The 20,578-nt window shown below is 42.4% G+C and carries 10 protein-coding genes; 4 read left to right on the top strand and 6 right to left on the bottom strand.

The window, feature by feature from the left end:
• Positions 1-22: 22 nt before the first annotated feature.
• From NBT05_RS18480 to NBT05_RS17575, 4 genes are all read left to right on the top strand, one after another.
• Positions 23-178, top strand: coding sequence for a hypothetical protein (locus NBT05_RS18480; RefSeq protein ID WP_416346200.1), 156 nt, complete (start codon positions 23-25; stop codon positions 176-178).
• A gap of 168 nt (positions 179-346) precedes the next feature.
• Positions 347-1,825, top strand: a complete 1,479-nt coding sequence (locus NBT05_RS17590) for an IS5 family transposase (RefSeq protein ID WP_265769941.1) — start codon at positions 347-349, stop codon at positions 1,823-1,825.
• Positions 1,826-2,243: 418 nt separating this feature from the next.
• On the top strand, positions 2,244-3,047 hold the full coding sequence (locus NBT05_RS17585; protein ID WP_265771202.1) for a hypothetical protein: 804 nt from the start codon (positions 2,244-2,246) through the stop codon (positions 3,045-3,047).
• A 731-nt stretch (positions 3,048-3,778) separates the two neighbouring features.
• On the top strand, positions 3,779-7,231 hold the full coding sequence (locus NBT05_RS17575) for a pyruvate carboxylase (RefSeq protein WP_265771201.1): 3,453 nt from the start codon (positions 3,779-3,781) through the stop codon (positions 7,229-7,231).
• 19 nt (positions 7,232-7,250) lie between these two features.
• Here NBT05_RS17575 and NBT05_RS17570 read toward each other — a convergent pair whose 3' ends face one another.
• The 6 genes from NBT05_RS17570 to NBT05_RS18400 form a co-directional block, all read right to left on the bottom strand.
• The gene (locus NBT05_RS17570; RefSeq protein WP_265771200.1) at positions 7,251-8,411 is read right to left on the bottom strand and encodes a gliding motility-associated C-terminal domain-containing protein; all 1,161 of its coding nucleotides are present in this window, start codon (positions 8,409-8,411) and stop codon (positions 7,251-7,253) included.
• Positions 8,412-8,586: 175 nt separating this feature from the next.
• A complete protein-coding gene (locus NBT05_RS17565; protein ID WP_265771198.1) occupies positions 8,587-13,053 on the bottom strand; it encodes a beta strand repeat-containing protein in 4,467 nt (1,488 codons plus the stop codon).
• A 25-nt stretch (positions 13,054-13,078) separates the two neighbouring features.
• Positions 13,079-14,614, bottom strand: a complete 1,536-nt coding sequence (locus NBT05_RS18415; protein WP_322874191.1) for a hypothetical protein — start codon at positions 14,612-14,614, stop codon at positions 13,079-13,081.
• A gap of 917 nt (positions 14,615-15,531) precedes the next feature.
• The gene (locus NBT05_RS18410; protein WP_322874190.1) at positions 15,532-16,419 is read right to left on the bottom strand and encodes a hypothetical protein; all 888 of its coding nucleotides are present in this window, start codon (positions 16,417-16,419) and stop codon (positions 15,532-15,534) included.
• A 30-nt stretch (positions 16,420-16,449) separates the two neighbouring features.
• Complete coding sequence (locus NBT05_RS18405) at positions 16,450-17,859, bottom strand: hypothetical protein (protein WP_322874189.1); 1,410 nt, start codon at positions 17,857-17,859, stop codon at positions 16,450-16,452.
• 3 nt (positions 17,860-17,862) lie between these two features.
• Positions 17,863-19,470: a hypothetical protein gene (locus tag NBT05_RS18400; RefSeq protein ID WP_322874188.1), complete on the bottom strand. Its 1,608-nt coding sequence runs from the start codon at positions 19,468-19,470 to the stop codon at positions 17,863-17,865.
• Positions 19,471-20,578 lie beyond the last annotated feature (1,108 nt).

The following is a 20,578-nucleotide window of genomic DNA, read 5'->3' as shown; positions in this document are numbered from 1 at the left end:
AGATAAAATAAACTCAATTTCAGTGTGGAACACTTCCAAGAAACGTGTTTTTTCTACTAAAAAGGTTAGGAATAGTAATAGCCTGGTGGATCTTAAAAATTATTCTTCAGGTCTTTATTTCAACACTATTCAGAATCAAAATCAGAAAGTCCAAACCTTTAAAGTTTTAAAGAAGTAAAAAAAGCCTCGGTTTTGTATATCTGAATTTCCTTAATTTAATTAAGATTTTCTAAATAATTTAAACTATTTACTAATACCATGCTAATTAGGGTCTGCTGAGAAACTGTTTATCTATTGTTTTATAAGGCATTATAGTTATATTTAGGCAATCAAGTGCAAGGTTATTATGACAAAACATTCAAAAAAGCGTGCACCTACTCCCAAATATGTAAGTCAAAACCAGTTGGTTTTAGAAGGTTTTGAGAGTCCTTTTGAGAGAGAATTGAACCCTGCTAACCGTTGGGTTCGTTTGGCTAAGCTACTTCCTTGGGATGAACTGTGTTCCATTTATCGCAAACATTTTCCGGAAAAATCGACAGGCCGTCCTGATTTAAGCCCAAGGGTTGTCTTAGGGTCAATCATCATCAAACATTTATGCAATTTAGATGATAGGGAGACGGTTGACCAGATTTCTGAGAACATCTATATGCAGTATTTTTTAGGCTATTCTTCATTTAGTGATGCACCTGCGTTCGACCCTTCTCTTTTCGTAGAGTTCCGCAAGCGTCTTGGCCTGGAACAGATTAATGCTATTAACCAGCGAATTTTACAAATAAAACGAGAAGCAGAACAAATTAGAGAAAAAGGATCAAATGATGCAAGGGATGATGGTGAAGACCCACCTCACAAAGGGACTTTGATCGTTGATGCAACAGTTTGTCCACAAGATATAGCATATCCTACGGATCTAAATTTGCTCAATGATGCGCGCGAGAAATCCGAATCATTGTTGGATATTGCCTATAAACTTTCCCCTTTAGAGACTAAACCGAGGAACTACAGGGAAAAAGCAAGGAAAGAATATCTAAAGACAGCGCAAAAGAAAAGAAAAACACATAAAGAGATACGGTCTGCTATAGGGAAGCAATTAAAGTATCTCCATAGGAATATACGTTCCATCGAAGGTATTTTGGATACCCTTGACCGGATCCCTTTCGATAGGCAAGAGTATAAATATTGGCTGGTCATCCAGGAACTCTACAGGCAACAAAAGTTGATGTACGATACTAAGACCAAAAGTGTAGACCATAGGATTGTGAGCATTCACCAACCCCATGTTCGTCCCATAGTGCGTGGGAAAACAAATGCAAAAGTGGAGTTTGGTGCCAAGATAAACATGGCACTGGTAGATGGTTTTTCATTTTTGGATGATACTAGTTGGGAAGCCTACAATGAGGGTACCAGATTGAAAGATTGTGTGGAGAAGTACCGAAAGCGGTTTGGTCATTATCCAAAGAACGTTTTGGTTGACAAAATATATTGTACCCGAGAGAACCGTAAGTACCTAAAAGAAAAAGGGATCAATCTCAGGGCCAAACCCCTTGGAAGGCCCTCCAAAAAGGCTTTGTCAAATCAAGTAAGCCCTGGGGAACGTAATCCAATTGAAGGAAAGTTTGGTCAAGCAAAGACAGCATATGGTTTAAACCGTATAAGGGCAAGGCTTGAAAATACCAGTGAGTCTTGGATTGCAAGTATCATATTAGTGCTCAACTTAGTCCATTTGGCTGAGGTGGCACTCTATTGGATAAAAGCAATCTTATTCAGTGAAAACTTTATTCAAAACCAAACCAATTCGATCATAAACTTGAAAATCAATGAAGGCTGAGTTTTTCAGCAGACCCTAATTAAGTTTTGCAATTTTGTTATGCATAGGCTAAAGTCAATAGATTTCTACTTGTGAATTAAATTTATTATCCCTAATCTTCATAGAAAAAACTTGAATTTTTACATTAAAAAGCCTTGATTTAGCTAAAGCTATGCCTGCACTTTTGCCTTAACCTTCAATCTTTTATTTATAAATCCTCTTTGCTGTTTAATATTGATTTAGCTATGATTGAAAAGGTAAAATAAGTTAAATCCGATAGGTATAGGGTAAGCCTACGGTCATGTCATAACCATAAGCTTGTAGATATTGTATGTCTTGATTTAAATATTGCTTAAGATTCTTTTAAATGTTAGCTAGCTAACATTTAAAAGAATCTTGATTATCTAAATTTATAAGCTAACCTATAATATATTTCATAATGAAAATTTTCAAATTTTTTATGCTAGTCATTTTGGCTTTAAGCATAGTACAATGTACAAAGGATGACAGTAATGACGCTCAAACCATTGAAGAAGAAAATCAACAAGAGGTAACTCCCGAACTTCTATTGAAACTTGAGAATCTTGGCTTTGATGTTAAAACCGTGCCTCCTAGAATGCGTAAAGGAGAGATAGTTCTAGGAGGAGATTTAATTTTACCTTTGGGATTGATAGAACAATACTCTAATACAAAACAAGCATATTTCCGAATTGTAGACTGTAATAGAATACGCAATGTTAGAGTTAGAAACAGATTAGGAAATACACCTGCCGGAAGAAGCGTTCGAAGGGGTATTGATTTATGGAATAGAGTTAATGGTACCACCTTAAGGTTAGTGTTAGTAAATAACAATCCTGATATTAATATTATAGCTGGTGTACCAGGTGAGGGTGCTCCTGCAGATGCCCGGTTTCCAAGTAATGGAAGAGTAGGTAACAGAATACGAATAGATGAATCTATACGAGCATTTAATGGTAGGCAAATTACGCAAAGACAATGGGGTAATATTATGGCCCATGAATTTGGACATTGTATTGGATTTGTTCATGCAACAGATTCAAATTTACGAGGTGTAGTGCAAGTTCCAGGTACCCCAGTCATTGATGGACGATCAATAATGGATATTACAGAAGATATAGGAGCTCCTGGTTCGTTAGAAAACTTGAATAATTTGTCAAATAATGATCAAATTGCAGTAAGACGTATGTATAGTAATAGAAGTAACAGGTTATGTGGTCGTTAAAACGTAAGCCTATTCCTATTCCTTTTTTCTCAATTTTAATATATTCATCTAATTGTGAGATATAGTGGATATATATATATATGAAACTAAACCACCCTGCACTTTTAGTGCAGGGTTTTGTTTTTCTAAGGACTAAAGTCTCTAAGCCTTATTTCAATATAAAATTGGAATTATCACTATCAGCTTTTCTATGATGTCCTAAATAGGCATTGACCATATCAGTAGTAAAATTTCCTGTACTCCAAACGCCATAACCACTTACCCACAAATGTTTCCCCTAATAAGGGTAACTCAATTGTGGAATTCCTGTTGTAACTTTCATGAGGTTCTTCCTTTTACTACTTTACCAAACAGCTAACACTCAACTTAAGCATATATTCTATATGCATGTGAATGTGATTTGAACTAACAACTCCTTTTAAAATAGCGGTGAATAACCGAATCTTTTAGTTGTCTTTAGCAATAAAGTTTTCAAAGATTATCGAATATTACATGCTATGTATTTTGAATTAAAAGTATACGAATGAAAGCAGATAACTTGCTCTTTAGATTTTAAATAATAACCAGTATTATAGTAATTACTTAATTATTTATGGAGAGCTTACCATTATTTGATATTGTTTTAGCTATCTAATAATTAAAAGTGTATACTATTATATAACAACAGATAGTTGTGCTTAACAGGCGTAATTAATATCTTAGCTTCCATCACCAAACCTGTTTCACTTTTTATGAAAATTAAAAAAGTATTAGTTGCTAACCGTGGAGAAATTGCCATTAGGATTTTTAGAGCATGTACAGAACTCAATATTAATACAGTAGGTATTTATACTTTTGAAGATCGCTATTCTTTACACCGATATAAATCTGATGAAGCTTATCAAATTGGAGCAGACCATGAACCCTTAAAACCCTATCTAAACAGTGCGGCAATCATTAAAGTGGCCAAAGAAAACAACGTAGATGCTATTCATCCTGGATATGGATTTTTATCTGAGAATGCGCAGTTTGCCGAAGAATGTAGAAAAAACGGACTTATTTTTATAGGACCAAAAGTTTCAGTTTTAAAAGCTTTAGGAGATAAAATTACGGCTAAAGAAGTTGCTATAAAGAATAATATCCCGGTTATTCAAAGTAATAAAAAAGACCTGACATCCGTAACAATTGCACTCCAGGAAGCCAAAAAAATAGGATATCCGGTGATGTTAAAAGCAGCTTCCGGAGGGGGAGGTCGTGGGATGCGAGTGATACGGGAAGAAGAAGAATTAAAAAAGGCGTATCCGGAATCTCAACGGGAAGCCTTAAACGCCTTTGGTGATGGAACTTTGTTTTTAGAAAAATTTGTAGAAAACCCAAAACATATAGAGGTGCAGATTGTTGCTGACGAGCATGGGAATATGGTACACTTGTTCGAGCGGGATTGTTCGGTACAAAGAAGGTATCAAAAAGTAATTGAATATGCACCTTCTTACGGAGTAGACCAGGAAATTCTGGATAAGTTATATCAATATGCACTTAGCATTTGTAAAGCGGTAGATTATAACAATATCGGTACGGTTGAGTTTTTAGTAGATCATGACAAAAGCATCTACTTTATTGAAGTAAATCCAAGGGTGCAGGTAGAACATACCGTAACAGAAGTAGTTACCGGAGTAGACCTTATTAAAACCCAGATATTTATTGCCGGGGGGTATCAACTCTCTGATACACAAATAAAAATAGAAAGCCAGGAAAGCCTAAGGGTAAACGGATTTGCCCTGCAATGTAGAATTACTACCGAAGATCCTGAAAATGACTTTAAACCGGATTACGGGGTGGTAACCACGTATCGTAGTGCTTCCGGGTTCGGAATTCGCCTGGATGCCGGAAGTGTATACCAGGGGGTAAAAATATCTCCGTTTTTTGACTCCATGTTGGTAAAGATTTCCGCGAGCGGAAGAACGCTTGACGGTGCTAGTAGAAAAATGCGTAGGGCCTTATCCGAATTTAGGATTCGAGGGGTTAAAACCAATATGCCTTTTTTGGATAACATTCTACTTCATGATACCTTTAGAAAAGGGCAGGTGACTGTTAATTTTATTCGGGATACAAAATCATTATTTAAAGTAAGAGAATCCCGGAACCGAGCAACCAAACTGGCAACTTTTCTGGGGGATATTATTGTAAACGGTAACCCAGATGTCAAAAAACGGGAGTTAGACAAACAATTTGTAACCCCTAAAGTTCCTGCTTTTGATCAGGAAGCAACCTATGCTTCCGGTACTAAGGACCTATTGACAAAATTAGGGCCGGAAAAATTCGCAGATTGGTTAAAAAATGAAAAGAAAATTCATTTTACCGATACTACCATGCGAGATGCCCACCAGAGTTTGTTAGCTACCCGGATGCGTACTTACGACATGCTTAAAGTAGCAGAAGGCTATGCAAAAAACCATCCTGAACTATTCAGTATGGAAGTCTGGGGAGGTGCCACTTTTGACGTTTGTCTGCGGTTTTTAAAAGAAAATCCCTGGGAACGATTAAAGTCTTTACGGAAAGCCATACCTAACATTCTATTACAAATGTTAATTCGAGGTTCAAACGGGGTAGGGTATAAAGCCTATCCGGATAACCTGATAGAAAAATTTGTGGCAGAATCCTGGGAGAATGGCGTCGATGTCTTTAGAATTTTTGACTCGTTAAACTGGATGAAATCTATCGCGCCCTGTATCGAACACGTACGTAAACATACAAGAGGTTTAGCAGAAGGTTCTTTATGCTATACCGGAGATATTTTAGACCCTAAACGAACCAAATATACCTTAGCTTATTATGTGCAACTTGCTAAAGATATTGAAAATGCCGGAGCACATATTTTAGGGATCAAAGATATGGCTGGTTTGCTTAAACCTTACGCCGCCTCAGAACTGGTATCCGCGCTTAAAAGTGAAATTAAAATCCCAATTCATCTGCATACACATGATACTTCTTCTATCCAATCCGCAACCTATTTAAAAGCTATTGAAGCCGGAGTAGATGTAGTGGACGTAGCCCTAAGTGGCTTATCCGGGCTTACTTCACAACCCAATTTTAATTCGTTACTGGAAATGCTCAAACAGCATCCTCGGGAACAAAAAATGAATATAGATAGTTTAAATCAATATGCGAACTATTGGGAAGACGTAAGAGAATACTATTACGCCTTTGAATCCGGATTAAAAGCCGGAAGTGGAGAAGTATACCAAAACGAGATTCCCGGCGGACAATACTCTAACCTAAAAGCACAAGCAACCGCCCTGGGGCTGGCAGACCGTTTTCATGAAATTACAAAAATGTATGGTGAAGTAAACGAGTTGTTTGGTGATCTTGTAAAAGTAACACCCAGTTCAAAAGTAGTGGGGGACATGGCGCAATATCTGGTAAGTAATAACCTTACGGTCGAAGATGTACGGCAAAACGGTGATACCTTGTCATATCCGCAATCCGTGATTGATTTGTTTAGAGGAGCCCTGGGACAACCTGAAGGAGGTTTTCCTAAAGACTTGCAGAAAACGATTTTAAAAGGACAAAAACCTTTTACGGATCGTCCTAATGCACACCTGGAACCTATTGATTTTGAAAAGGAGTTTGATAGTTTCATCAAAACTTTTAAGAAAGGAATGGGAAGAGAACTGGATATTACTGACTTTTTATCTTATCAATTATATCCCGAAGTGTTTACCCAGGCTTATAACCACCATTTACAATACGGTAATGTAGTTAACGTACCGACTAAAAACTTTTTCTACGGAATGACTCCGGGAGAAGAAATTATCGTAGAATTAGATCGAGGTAAGATATTGTTAATTGAACTGATTTCCGTAGGGGAAGCTAACGAATATGGTAAAGTAACCGTATTCTTTAAAGTAAACGGGCAAACCCGGAATGTAGAAATTCAGGATCAAAAGGTTAAAGTTACTAAAGTTGAAAACGTAAAAGTAAATAAAGCGGACGAGAAACAATTAGGAGCACCTTTGCAGGGTTCTTTATCATCAGTATTAGTGAAGAACGGTCAGGCAGTAAAGAAAAACGAAGCTTTGTTTATTATTGAAGCAATGAAAATGGAAACTACCATTACTGCAACTGAAGATGCAATCGTTAAAAAAATACATTTAAAAGCAGGAACTCTGATGGAGGCAGATGATTTAGTACTTAGCTTAAAATAGGAGGTAAGCAGGTGATTTTTTACTTATTGATATAAATATAACCGGCTCGGTCTTTTCCACCTTCAATTTGAAGTACATAATAATAAGTTCCTACGGGTAACTCCTGATCTGCATTTATTGTACTACGTCCTTCGGATAAACCTTTAAAACCGTCGGTATCTTGTACCAGGTGATAGTTGTCTCTTTGATATACCAGTACCCCCCATCGGTTATATACCATGATTTTATTAGAAGGATATCTACCCAATCCATCTATTCTAAAGAAGTCATTTTTACCATCATTATTAGGTGAAACCGCTGTATAAATTTCTAAATCTCCATCTAAGAGGCTACTGGATGATCCAAAAGTAAGGATGGCATAGTTATCAGGAATGATCAGGTCTGAGGTAATTTCTCCTTCGTCAATCGTACCACTGTAGTTCGCATTACCCAGGTTGATCCATCTTTTTTCTTTAATATCCCAACCTACTACTCGTAGGTCTTCCAGATTATCGACTAGTGTTGGTATATTACTATTATCATCCCAGGTTAAAGTAACCGGGGTGGCAATATCTCCATCCAAATCCCAAAATTCAAAAATGCTGATACCGTATAGTAATTCTTCATAATTACTCGTATCGTAGGTACCTGGAAAGGAAAAAGGACGGTTTGGGTCTTCAAAAAAGTAAGCTGCCCTAGAGGTAGTAATAGCTGCTTCATCTTCTATACGCAAAGGTCTAATTCGAAAGTCGTCCCCGATAGGAAAAGTAAAGTTTAAAAAACCATTTAAAGTTGAATACCCATCTACATGTCTTTCGTCATCCGCATTGATATGAAAGGCATCCTGTAAAAAGTCTAAGGATACGAATTTATCATCCCTGGGAGTAAAAACTTTACCATTAGTAAATGTATTGAAATTAGTTACACCTACAGCAACTTCCAAGAAAAGATCTCCTCGTACGTCAATTTCCATCTCATAAAATTCCGGTCGTACAGAACCGGAAACCGTGAGCATATCTAAATTATAAAAACCAGTAAAACCTAAATTCTGATTAAAAGCACCGTCATTAATTACATCCGTATGAAAACCAACCTGACCCATCTCATGAATACGTATGGGTCCGAAATTATGAAAAGCCTGTTGTCCGATTAAAGAAACAGAACTAAGTATAAGTAAGTTAATGTATAATATTATATTCATATGTTTGGGGCTTACATCAGTTACGTTTTAACCGTAATTTTGATATAGTACAAATATACATTTATTTACTTACAAATATAATCTTTTTTCTTAAAATATTCTTAAAAAATAGATTAAATGTATATTTATATAGTTTAAATACACAATAATAACTTATTTTAAACTTTGTGAGTAATTAGTTTGTAGGGGGCGTAGTTCTATAGGTGATTCTACGGTTTGTAATTAAGCGCCCGCTTTTTACAATATATTCCGGTGAAAATTCTGAAGTGCTCGAGTTTAGAGTTCCAGTTGCGGTAATCAAACTACCTACGGATATTGATTGGGATAGGGGGATTAACAGATGAAATTTATTAGTGTTATCTTGATTTCCATCTACATCATTATAAGAAGACGCTGTATTTTCAGTATCCAGACTACTACCTTCAGTACCACTTCCCAGATATATCTGTCCTTCACCATAATCCCTGGAAACAGTTCCTACAGGACCATTAATAGTATTATCTCCAGGATTAGCGGATGCTTCTTGAATATCTGTACTAAAAACCTCGATCAATGTCCCGGGTCGAGCCCATCCTATAATTCTTAAGTTTGAGCCGGATAACGTAGCACTTTCTATGATAGGAAAGTTTAAAGAACCATTGGGTCCGCCATCAGCATCGCCAGTATCATTTTTTGTAACACCATTATTATTAATATCAATACCCAGACTAGGAGTTGCAGTTCCGTTTGCATAAATAGAATTTTGCGAGATACGATTCCCTGCTAAATTTGGATTTGTAATTATAATACCGGATCCACCATTAGCATATATTATATTTTCACTGACTTCCGAATTACCACGATTTAAACGGATTCCGGCTTTATTAGCACAACTAGCTTTTCCACCATTCTCTGTTATAGTATTATTTAAGATAATTACCCTTCCAATATTTTCATTGATTCCATAAGAGGCAGCATTTTCAATCCAGTTATTTTCTATTCTTATCGTATTACCACCCCTAATATCAAGGTTAAATCCACATCCTGCAAATCCATTATCAGTCAGATAGTTATTTTGTATAAGGGCAGAGTTTCCGCCGTTTATAAAAACACCTTGATCCGTAGCAAAAGCAATATAATTCCCATCTACTACCACTTCTCCATTACGGATTTCAACACCTTCATCCATATAAGTAGTTACGGTAACTGTCCCCCTTACTCCAGTAGCATCGGCTCCTAAAAAATTTTGTAAGATTAAATTATTAGTTCCGGAATCATGCCGTATGGCACGCCGGTTCCCACCAAAAACGGATAGGTTCCTAATTACCGTATTAGAAGCTCGTATTTTAAAAACATCACCTCCGTTTCTCCTTACCTGTATCTCCGGTCTGTCATATGATGGTAAAGTTGTTGCACTAGTTCCTACAACAGAACCGTTAGTTACCGCAGTTCCTATATTTGTATCTCCGGAAAAAGCAGTTTGTGTCCTTCCGTCTACATGAGCATTATTATCAGTAATTATTGGAATTGCAGCGGTATTTTGATGAATGTCAAAGTATCCGGCATTAAAATTAGAATCAGCTGTTCGACCTAGCGGATCTCCGGTAGGGGGGATCATAAAAATAGAAACATCTTCCCCGGGGTTAGGGTTAAAAATAGAATTCGCTTCAATATTTAATCCATTTTCATCCAGTGCATTTGAATTGATTACGAATTGTCGTAAAGAACCCTGTCCGCTGGCATTAGTATTTACAATTGTATTAAAATTAAAACCAAAATTTAAATTAACAGCTCCTTCGCTATTTATTGTAACATTTCCAATAGATTGTGCATTTGTCAGGTTACCAGCGGCACCATCTGTACCTCCCGGATTTTCTCCACCTATTTTTGTAGTAATTTCAGAGATAGCACTAGCAAGATAATCAGAGGTAAAGGTTTGTACAGGTAAACATGTTGTACAAGTAGCGCCTCCACCACGATTAGACTTTACTGTATTGTTAACTACCCTAACTGAGTAGGTTCCATCTGCCATACCCCCAAAAGTATATTCTCCGGAAGCGTCCGTAGTGGTGTCTTCTAAAAAGGTTCCGGTATTATCATACAATTCGACCACGGCATTAGCTACCGGTAGTCCTGAAGAGGAAGCCATATTTCTTCCATTTCCTCCAGGATAGTTTACATCTTCAAATACAAATCCTGAGATAAGATTACTAGGTACTTTCAATAATACAGCATTTAAAATCACAAAATCCTGACCTACGTTAACCGTAGTCGTTACTGATGATTCTCCGGCTGCAATAAAAGGAGAAATATCGTACGTATCCAGATCCATTCCCAGCGTTGTTCTATTCACCGTAGTTCCGTCCGTATTATCGAATAGAGTAGAATTGAAAGGATTGTCGATCGAAGTACCGTTATTATTTCCATCACCTATAAGTTTAGCATCTACAACAGTTCCGGCACCATTTGAAATGGTTAAGGATTCATTATTGGCAAGACCTACGTCTCCTTCCCAGGATAACACCGTAGTTTTAGCTCCCATAGAATCGATAGCATAAAATCCATCAAGGGTATAATTAGTAGAAGAGCTGGTACTGGCGGTTCCCTGTTGACTATTAAATCCATTATAAAAGTTGATTCCTACTGCCGGGAAAGAAGGGTCCGTATAAAATATCATAAGTGACCACCCTCCATAAGTAACTCCTGCTCCGCAATAAAAATTACTGGTATCAATAGATAAGCCTGAAAAGTCATATAGGTTAGAAGAAGGGTCAGGTATATTGTTAATAATATTTGTAACATCTCCTACCATTCCATAAAATTGTCTGTTTGCAATAGAAGACTTATTTACCAAAAATGCTGATACCTGTTGACCTTCAAAAGTAACTACATCATCAGCTGAATCACCCGAATGTGACCATAAAAGATAGGCTTTTCTTATCGTAGCCGTTCCAGGAATGACCGTAGTTAAATTAATATTATTAGAACTATTCTTAATTGAGCATAGATCACTTGCGCTATTTCTAAAGGTATCTCCCGTTAGGGCATAATCATAATAGCCATTAAACTCATCAAATAAAGTTAAAGGTACGTTAGCATTAACCGGGGTATCCCCGTCATCCGTAATGGTAGCTGTTCCATTGCTAAGACCAACATTGGTATTACTAGAATTACTTAAGACCAGACTAAACACTTCATCATCCTCTCCAATATTATTATTTATGATTGGAACAGTTACTGTTCGGGATTGTCCGGTAGTACCGTTAAAATTTAAAGAACCATTTACCGAAACATAATCAGAATCTGCCAGGGCAGTTCCATCTTGCGTTTGATAGTCTACGGTAAAAGGGGAGGCAGTATTGGAACCAATGAGCGTTATGGTAAAAGTTGCCGTACCTGCATTTTCATTAACTGTAAGATCTGATACTTCTAAAAATTGTTCCTTACAATTTATAGTTGCATCCCAACCTGCGTTGTTTATAATATTATCTGAGATAAATTGAAAAGTTAAACATCCTGAAGAATCCCCTGATATAATTCCGGTAGGAATAGTGGTACCTGTAAAAGCACCTATAAGAGGAGCAGAGGTGGAAGTACCATTATATACACGTAAAAAATCAAAGCCATTTTCAAGATCAAAACTATTAAAAAGTACTTCAACATATCTATCTGCACTATCAGGGCATATGGTAAAGGTTATATTTTCGTTATCGCTGTAATTAGCATTTGTTCCTCCCGTATCTGCAAAACCATTATTACAGCTGTTTACAGTAATCCCATCTTCAATAATAAATCCGTCATTATCAATAATATTCCCACGACCTTCATCTTTTAAAATATAGACATTCCCATTAGATAAGTTAGTTAAATTTACTAAGAATAATTCATCATTCTCAATAGCAGTATCATTAATAATAGGTGCGTTAATAGTTCGAGTTTGGCTAGCATTGGCGTTAAAATTTAAAGTTCCATTAGTACCGTTGAAATCATTCGTATTGGTAGCCGTTCCATTGGTAAAATTATAGTCAATAGAAAAGGCAGCAGTATTTCCTTCTAAAGAAACGGTAAAGTTAGTCGATCCAACATCTTCAGTCACTGATACATTATTAATGGAGATAGTAGCATCATACGCAGTTATCTGAACATTATCAAAAAATATAGTATTATTATCTCCCCAATCTCCTGTAGCGGAGTTAAAAGCGATGGCACTATTTGTATGTAAATAAATAGCAGGGATAAAATAAGTAAAAGTTCCGGTATTTCCAGTTAAAATAGGCTGAATGGATTGAAAGTTACCAGTTCCGTCCAGTAACCATAGCAGTATATTTTCACTTCCATTCGTACGGTTATAGTTTAAAGTAAGTATGGCTACCTCATAACCGGATAAATCGACATTTCTACCTATAAACGCATTATCTAAATTTCTAAATCGTAATTGATTATTGACAATCCGTATTCTACCGTTATTAGGATCCGTAGTTTCTCCATTTCCTTCATACCAGGCTCCGTTCCAATTTTGGTTTCCGTTGTTTCTATTGTAACTAACACCATTAAAATTATCTCTATAAGTATCCTGGCTCCATAAGTTTTGAGTAATGGTCACAAAACTTAAAGTCATTAGAATAGTCAGGTATTTTATATTCGTTTTTATAGGAACGATCATCAATTTTAGTTTTACCAGGTTACTATTACTTTACTACAAATACTACATTAATCAAAGTATTATAATCAGAAGGTTGGTTCACCACCGTATAGGTGAGTTTTCCATCATTAGTGATTACCATACTCCCCGTATTAAATACCGTTGGATCCGCATAGGTTACATAATAATACAATTCGGTTGCACCATAGGTAGGGATGGCAGGAGGAGCTCCGGCACTTCCTACTGTAGGTGTTGCATACTGTGCTATATACTGCGCGTATAAATCAATGGTATAGGTAGTATTAGCTGATACATCCACCTCAATAGAAGGAGGATAGAAGATTCTGGAAGATTTTGCCGTATTTAACTCTACCACTTTTCCATCAGCTTCCACACCTAATGCTTTTACCGCACTATTTGTACCTTCAAATTTTACCGGAGTCTCACCATATTCAGGAAGTGCCATTTGTCCGATATCATCTAATTCCATGGCAATACCAACATTTTGTATATTAGGTTGATTATTTAGTGTTCTAAATTCAAGTCCATTACTTACATTCCCTGGCATAGTAATAGCTGCATCATAATTATTTCCTGAATTTCTAAAGGCTATACCGATACTATTCCCATTGTTAGTCCTTCTTAGATTAATAGTACCATTTGTATCAGCATTAGTGTCCGTATCAAATTGAAGGTTAAACCCAGCCATATCCATTCTACGGTTCCCAGTTAAGCTTCCATCGGTAGTATATATATTTTCAAAAGGTTTATTATTTAATGCTACTAATGCTTCTTGTACATTTTCAGTTAAGGTTCCTCCAATAGTTAAATCAGTAGAAAGATCCACTTCATCAGATTCCTGGTCATCAGAGGCAGGATCCCCCTGACAATCTAAGGTATCGTAATTACCATCACCATTAGTATCTTCTGCAATATCGTTTACACCATTAGCATTAGTATCCCAACAATTGATTCCATTAGTTCCATTGGAACCATTTGCTCCGTTTGCTCCGGCAGGTCCACTAGGTCCTGCGGGACCGGTTAAACCTCTTGGGCCTCTTGCACCTGTAATACCTTGTGGTCCTTGTGCTCCGGTCGCCCCAGTAGCACCCGTGTTCCCTTGTGGTCCCTGTGCTCCAGTTGCCCCAGTAGCTCCAGTGTCACCTTGCGGTCCTTGTGCTCCGGTTGCCCCCGTTGCCCCAGTAGCTCCAGTATTTCCTTGTGGTCCCTGCGCTCCGGTTGCTCCAGTATTACCTTGCGGTCCCTGTGCTCCAGTCGCACCCGTTGCCCCGGTATTACCTTGCGGTCCTTGTGCTCCTGTAGCACCGGTTGCTCCAGTGTTACCTTGTGGTCCTTGTGCTCCTGTAGCTCCGGTCGCACCCGTTGCCCCAGTAGCTCCAGTATTTCCTTGTGGTCCCTGTGCTCCTGTAGCTCCGGTCGCACCTGTTGCTCCAGTGTTACCTTGCGGTCCTTGTGCCCCAGTAGCACCCGTGTTACCTTGTGGTCCTTGCGCTCCGGTTGCCCCGGTAGCACCCGTGTTACCTTGTGGTCCTTGTGCTCCGGTCGCCCCAGTAGCACCCATATTACCTTGCGGTCCCTGTGCTCCTGTAGCTCCGGTTGCTCCAGTAGCTCCAGTATTTCCTTGCGGTCCCTGTGCTCCTGTAGCTCCGGTTGCTCCAGTAGCTCCAGTATTTCCTTGTGGTCCCTGTGCTCCTGTAGCTCCGGTTGCTCCAGTAGCTCCAGTATTTCCTTGTGGTCCCTGTGCTCCTGTAGCTCCGGTTGCCCCCGTTGCCCCGATATTACCTTGCGGTCCTTGTGCCCCAGTAGCACCCGTATTTCCTTGTGGTCCTTGTGCTCCGGTCGCACCCGTTGCCCCAGTAGCTCCAGTATTTCCTTGTGGTCCCTGTGCTCCTGTAGCTCCGGTCGCACCTGTTGCTCCAGTGTTACCTTGCGGTCCTTGTGCTCCGGTTGCCCCAGTAGCTCCAGTATTACCTTGTGGTCCTTGTGCTCCGGTCGCACCTGTAGCACCCGTATTTCCTTGTGGTCCTTGTGCTCCAGTTGCCCCAGTAGCACCTGTATTTCCTTGTGCTCCTTGTGCTCCGGTCGCCCCAGTAGCACCCATATTTCCTTGTGCTCCGGTCGCCCCCGTTGCTCCAGGGTTACCTTGTGCTCCGGTTGCCCCAGTAGCTCCAGTGTCACCTTGCGGTCCTTGTGCTCCGGTTGCCCCAGTAGCACCCGTATTCCCTTGCGGTCCTTGCGCTCCAGTTGCCCCCGTTGCCCCGGTATTTCCTTGTGGTCCCTGTGCTCCTGTAGCTCCGGTCGCACCCGTTGCTCCAGTGTTACCCTGCGGTCCTTGTGCTCCAGTTGCCCCAGTAGCTCCAGTATTACCTTGTGGTCCTTGTGCTCCAGTTGCCCCGGTAGCACCCGTATTACCTTGTGGTCCTTGTGCTCCGGTTGCCCCAGTAGCTCCAGTATTTCCTTGTAGTCCTTGTGCTCCGGTTACCCCTGTTGCACCCGTTGCCCCGGTATTACCTTGCGGTCCCTGTGCTCCGGTTGCCCCAGTAGCACCCGTGTTCCCTTGCGGTCCCTGTGCTCCAGTTGCCCCAGTATTTCCTTGTGCTCCTGTAGCTCCGGTTGCCCCGGTAGCACCCGTATTACCTTGTGGTCCTTGTGCTCCGGTTGCCCCAGTAGTTCCAGTGTTTCCTTGCGGTCCCTGTGCTCCGGTTGCTCCAGTGTTACCCTGCGGTCCTTGTGCTCCGGTTGCCCCAGTAGTACCCGTATTACCTTGTGGTCCCTGCGCTCCGGTTGCCCCAGTAGCACCTGTATTACCTTGTGGTCCCTGCGGTCCCTGTGCTCCGGTCGCACCTGTTGCTCCAGTGTTACCTTGCGGTCCTTGTGCTCCGGTTGCCCCCGTTGCCCCGGTATTACCTTGCGGTCCTTGTGCTCCGGTCGCACCTGTTGCTCCAGTGTTACCTTGCAGTCCCTGTGCTCCGGTTGCCCCCGTTGCCCCGGTCGCACCTGTATTACCTTGTGGTCCTTGTGCTCCGGTCGCCCCAGTAGCACCCGTATTTCCTTGTGGTCCTTGCGCTCCGGTCGCACCCGTTGCCCCGGTCGCACCTGTATTACCTTGTGGTCCTTGTGCTCCGGTCGCCCCAGTAGCACCCGTATTCCCTTGCGGTCCTTGTGCTCCGGTTGCCCCCGTTGCTCCGGTCGCACCTGTATTACCTTGTGGTCCTTGTGCTCCGGTCGCACCTGTATTTCCTTGCGGTCCTTGTGCTCCGGTCGCCCCTGTAGCACCCGTATTACCTTGCGGTCCTTGTGCTCCGGTCGCCCCTGTTGCTCCAGTGTTACCCTGCGGTCCTTGTGCTCCGGTCGCCCCTGTAGCACCCGTATCTCCTTGTGGTCCCTGTGCTCCAGTTACCCCAGTAGCTCCAGTGTCTCCTTGCGGTCCTTGTGCTCCGGTTGCACCTGTATTACCTTGCGGTCCTTGCGCTCCGGTTGCACCTGTAGCACCCGTATTTCCTTGTGGTCCTTGTGCTCCAGTCGCACCCGTTGCCCCAGTCGCACCCGTGTTCCCTTGCGGTCCTTGTGCTCCGGTTGCCCCCGTTGCTCCGGTATTACCTTGCGGTCCTTGTGCTCCGGTTGTCCCAGTAGCTCCAGTATTACCTTGCGGTCCTTGTGCTCCGGTCGCACCCGTTGCTCCAGTATTACCTTGCGATCCTTGTGCTCCGGTTGCCCCAGTAGCACCCGTATTTCCTTGTGGTCCTTGTGCTCCGGTTGCCCCAGTAGCACCCGTATTTCCTTGTGGTCCTTGTGCTCCGGTCGCACCCGTTGCTCCAGTATTACCTTGCGGTCCTTGCGCTCCGGTTGCCCCAGTAGCACCCGTATTTCCTTGTGGTCCTTGTGCTCCGGTCGCACCCGTTGCCCCAGTAGCTCCAGTATTTCCTTGTGGTCCCTGTGCTCCTGTAGCTCCGGTCGCACCTGTTGCTCCAGTGTTACCTTGCGGTCCTTGTGCTCCGGTTGCCCCCGTTGCTCCGGTCGCACCTGTATTACCTTGTGGTCCTTGTGCTCCGGTCGCCCCAGTAGCACCCGTATTTCCTTGTGGTCCTTGCGCTCCGGTCGCACCCGTTGCCCCGGTCGCACCTGTATTACCTTGTGGTCCTTGTGCTCCGGTCGCCCCCGTTGCCCCAGTAGCACCCGTGTTACCTTGTGGTCCTTGTGCTCCAGTTGCCCCCGTTGCCCCGGTATTGCCTTGCGGTCCCTGTGCTCCAGTTGCCCCAGTAGCTCCAGTGTCACCTTGCGGTCCTTGTGCTCCGGTTGCCCCCGTTGCCCCAGTAGCTCCAGTATTTCCTTGTGGTCCCTGCGCTCCGGTTGCTCCAGTATTACCTTGCGGTCCCTGTGCTCCGGTCGCCCCAATAGCACCCGTATTTCCTTGTGCTCCCTGCGGTCCCTGTGCTCCGGTCGCACCTGTAGCACCTGTATTACCTTGCGGTCCTTGCGGTCCTTGTGCTCCGGTTGCACCTGTAGCACCCGTATTACCTTGCGGTCCTTGCGCTCCGGTTGCCCCAGTAGCACCCGTATTTCCTTGTGCTCCTTGTGCTCCGGTCGCACCCGTAGCACCCGTATTTCCTTGTGGTCCCTGTGCTCCGGTTGCCCCAGTAGCACCCGTATTTCCTTGTGGTCCCTGTGCTCCGGTCGCACCTGTATTACCTTGCGGTCCTTGTGCTCCGGTTGCCCCAGTAGTACCCGTATTACCTTGTGGTCCCTGTGCTCCAGTTGCCCCCGTTGCCCCGGTATTACCTTGCGGTCCTTGTGCTCCGGTCGCACCCGTTACTCCAGTGTTACCTTGCGGTCCTTGTGGTCCCTGTGCTCCGGTTGCCCCAGTAGCACCCGTGTTCCCTTGTGGTCCCTGCGCTCCGGTTGCCCCAGTAGCACCTGTATTACCTTGCGGTCCTTGTGCTCCGGTTGCCCCAGTAGCTCCAGTATTACCTTGCGGTCCTTGTGCTCCGGTCGCACCCGTTGCTCCAGTATTACCTTGCGATCCTTGTGCTCCGGTCGCCCCCGTTGCTCCAGTATTACCTTGCGGTCCTTGTGCTCCGGTCGCACCCGTTGCTCCAGTATTACCTTGCGGTCCTTGCGCTCCGGTCGCACCCGTTGCTCCAGTATTACCTTGCGGTCCTTGCGCTCCGGTTGCCCCAGTAGCACCCGTATTTCCTTGTGGTCCTTGTGCTCCAGTAGCACCCGTTGCCCCAGTAGCACCCGTATTTCCTTGCGGTCCTTGTGCTCCGGTAGCACCCGTGTTACCTTGCGCTCCTTGTGCTCCGGTAGCACCTGTAGCACCTGTATTACCTTGCGGTCCTTGCGGTCCTTGTGCTCCGGTTGCCCCAGTAGCACCCGTATTACCTTGCGGTCCTTGTGCTCCGGTTGCCCCAGTAGCACCCGTATTACCTTGCGGTCCTTGTGCTCCGGTCGCCCCAGTAGCACCCGTATTACCCTGCGGTCCTTGTGCTCCGGTTGCCCCAGTAGCTCCAGTAGTACCCGTGTTCCCTTGTGGTCCCTGCGCTCCGGTTGCCCCCGTTGCCCCAGTAGCACCTGTATTACCTTGCGGTCCTTGTGCTCCGGTTGCCCCCGTTGCCCCAGTAGCACCCGTATTTCCTTGCGGTCCTTGTGCTCCGGTTGCCCCTGTAGCACCCGTATTTCCTTGTGGTCCTTGTGCTCCGGTCGCCCCGGTAGTACCCGTATTACCTTGTGGTCCCTGTGCTCCGGTTGCCCCAGTAGCACCCGTGTTCCCTTGTGGTCCTTGTGCTCCGGTAGCTCCGGTCGCACCCGTGTTCCCTTGCGGTCCTTGTGCTCCGGTTGCCCCTGTTGCCCCAGTAGCACCAGTATTACCTTGCGGTCCTTGTGCTCCAGTCGCACCCGTAGCACCCGTATCTCCTTGTAGTCCTTGCGCTCCGGTTGCCCCAGTAGCTCCAGGGTTACCTTGTGCTCCCTGTGCTCCGGTTGCACCTGTTGCTCCAGTATTACCTTGTGGTCCTTGTGCTCCGGTCGTACCCGTTGCTCCAGTATTACCTTGCGGTCCTTGCGCTCCAGTCGCACCCGTTGCCCCAGTAGCACCCGTATTTCCTTGTGGTCCTTGTGCTCCGGTCGCCCCAGTAGCACCCGTATTACCTTGCGGTCCTTGTGCTCCGGTTGCCCCAGTTGCTCCAGTATTACCTTGCGCTCCTTGCGCTCCTTGCGCTCCAGTCGCACCCGTTGCCCCAGTAGCACCCGTATTCCCTTGCGGTCCTTGTGCTCCGGTTGCCCCAGTAGCACCCGTGTTCCCTTGTGGTCCTTGTGCTCCTGTAGCTCCAGTTGCTCCAGTGTTACCCTGCGTTCCTTGTGCTCCGGTTGCCCCAGTAGCACCCGTATTACCTTGCGGTCCTTGCGCTCCGGTCGCACCCGTAGCTCCCGTACTTCCTGAAGATCCTTGACAATCTAGAGTATTGTACAATCCATCATTATTAATATCTTCAGAAGAGTCATTAATACCATTACCGTTTAAATCCCAACAGTTTATTCCATCAATACCATTAATAGTTCCGTTTGCAAGTTCGTCAATTGCGCTTTGTACGTTTGTAGCAGTTAAAGAAGATGAAGAATTGTTATATGTAACTTCGCTGGCTATTTGATTATCGGTACCTATAAAAGTAATCGGTACGCCATTTCCATTCGAAAACGTTAGGGTTCCGTCTGAATTTTGAACAAGTTGTGCCTTATTTATATTGGTAGTTATATTATTTTCATTTCTATAGGAAAAAGTTCCATCATTATTATCTAATACAAAAGTTACGGTCTCTGATCCGGTACCCGAACTACATAAGGACTCCCAAACAGTACCATTAAATTGATAAACACAATTTGCAGTAGTATTAAAAACCATTGCACCCGGTAATGGGCTAATAGCATTCATTTGATTTTCAGAAATTCTTGTGAGAACAAATACTTTGTCAGCACTTTCTAACTCTAATATGGAAGAACTATCAATTTGATTTGGATTGTCACCAATTTTTACTTGTGCCTGAGTGTTGAAACAAACAAAAATTAATAAAAAAACGATGAGTAATTTTATTTTCATAAGTAGGGCAATTGTTTTAGAAAATCTTAGATCTCTTAAATTATAGTTAACAAAAGTTCTTATACCTTTAAATACTTTTAAGATTTCAAATATTTTAAAATTTATTTAACAATATAATATTTACAAAAATAGTATTTTTTTTCGTTTAAAGGTATTAAAATACGATAAAAAGCAATATTTAAGTTTTTTAAGTAAGTAAAAACCGTATTTTAGCTACAATTAAAGTCTGTTTGAAGTTGTTAAATAAAATATAATAATTTCACTTAAATACGAAGTGTTTAGAAATTATTATTCTACAAGGAAATAATATGATTATAGTTATTAAAGTGGCGATAAAATAATTAAAGCCAAGTATTAAAGCGTAGTTATAAATAATATTACTTAGGAGGTAAAAGGTCAAAATAAAAATTATAAATCTTATTAATTTTACTC

This window comes from Aquimarina sp. ERC-38 (genome assembly GCF_026222555.1).
GTDB lineage: Bacteria > Bacteroidota > Bacteroidia > Flavobacteriales > Flavobacteriaceae > Aquimarina.
The sequence above is the reverse complement of the archived record's forward strand: the minus strand, read 5'-3'. Positions and strand labels throughout refer to the sequence as shown.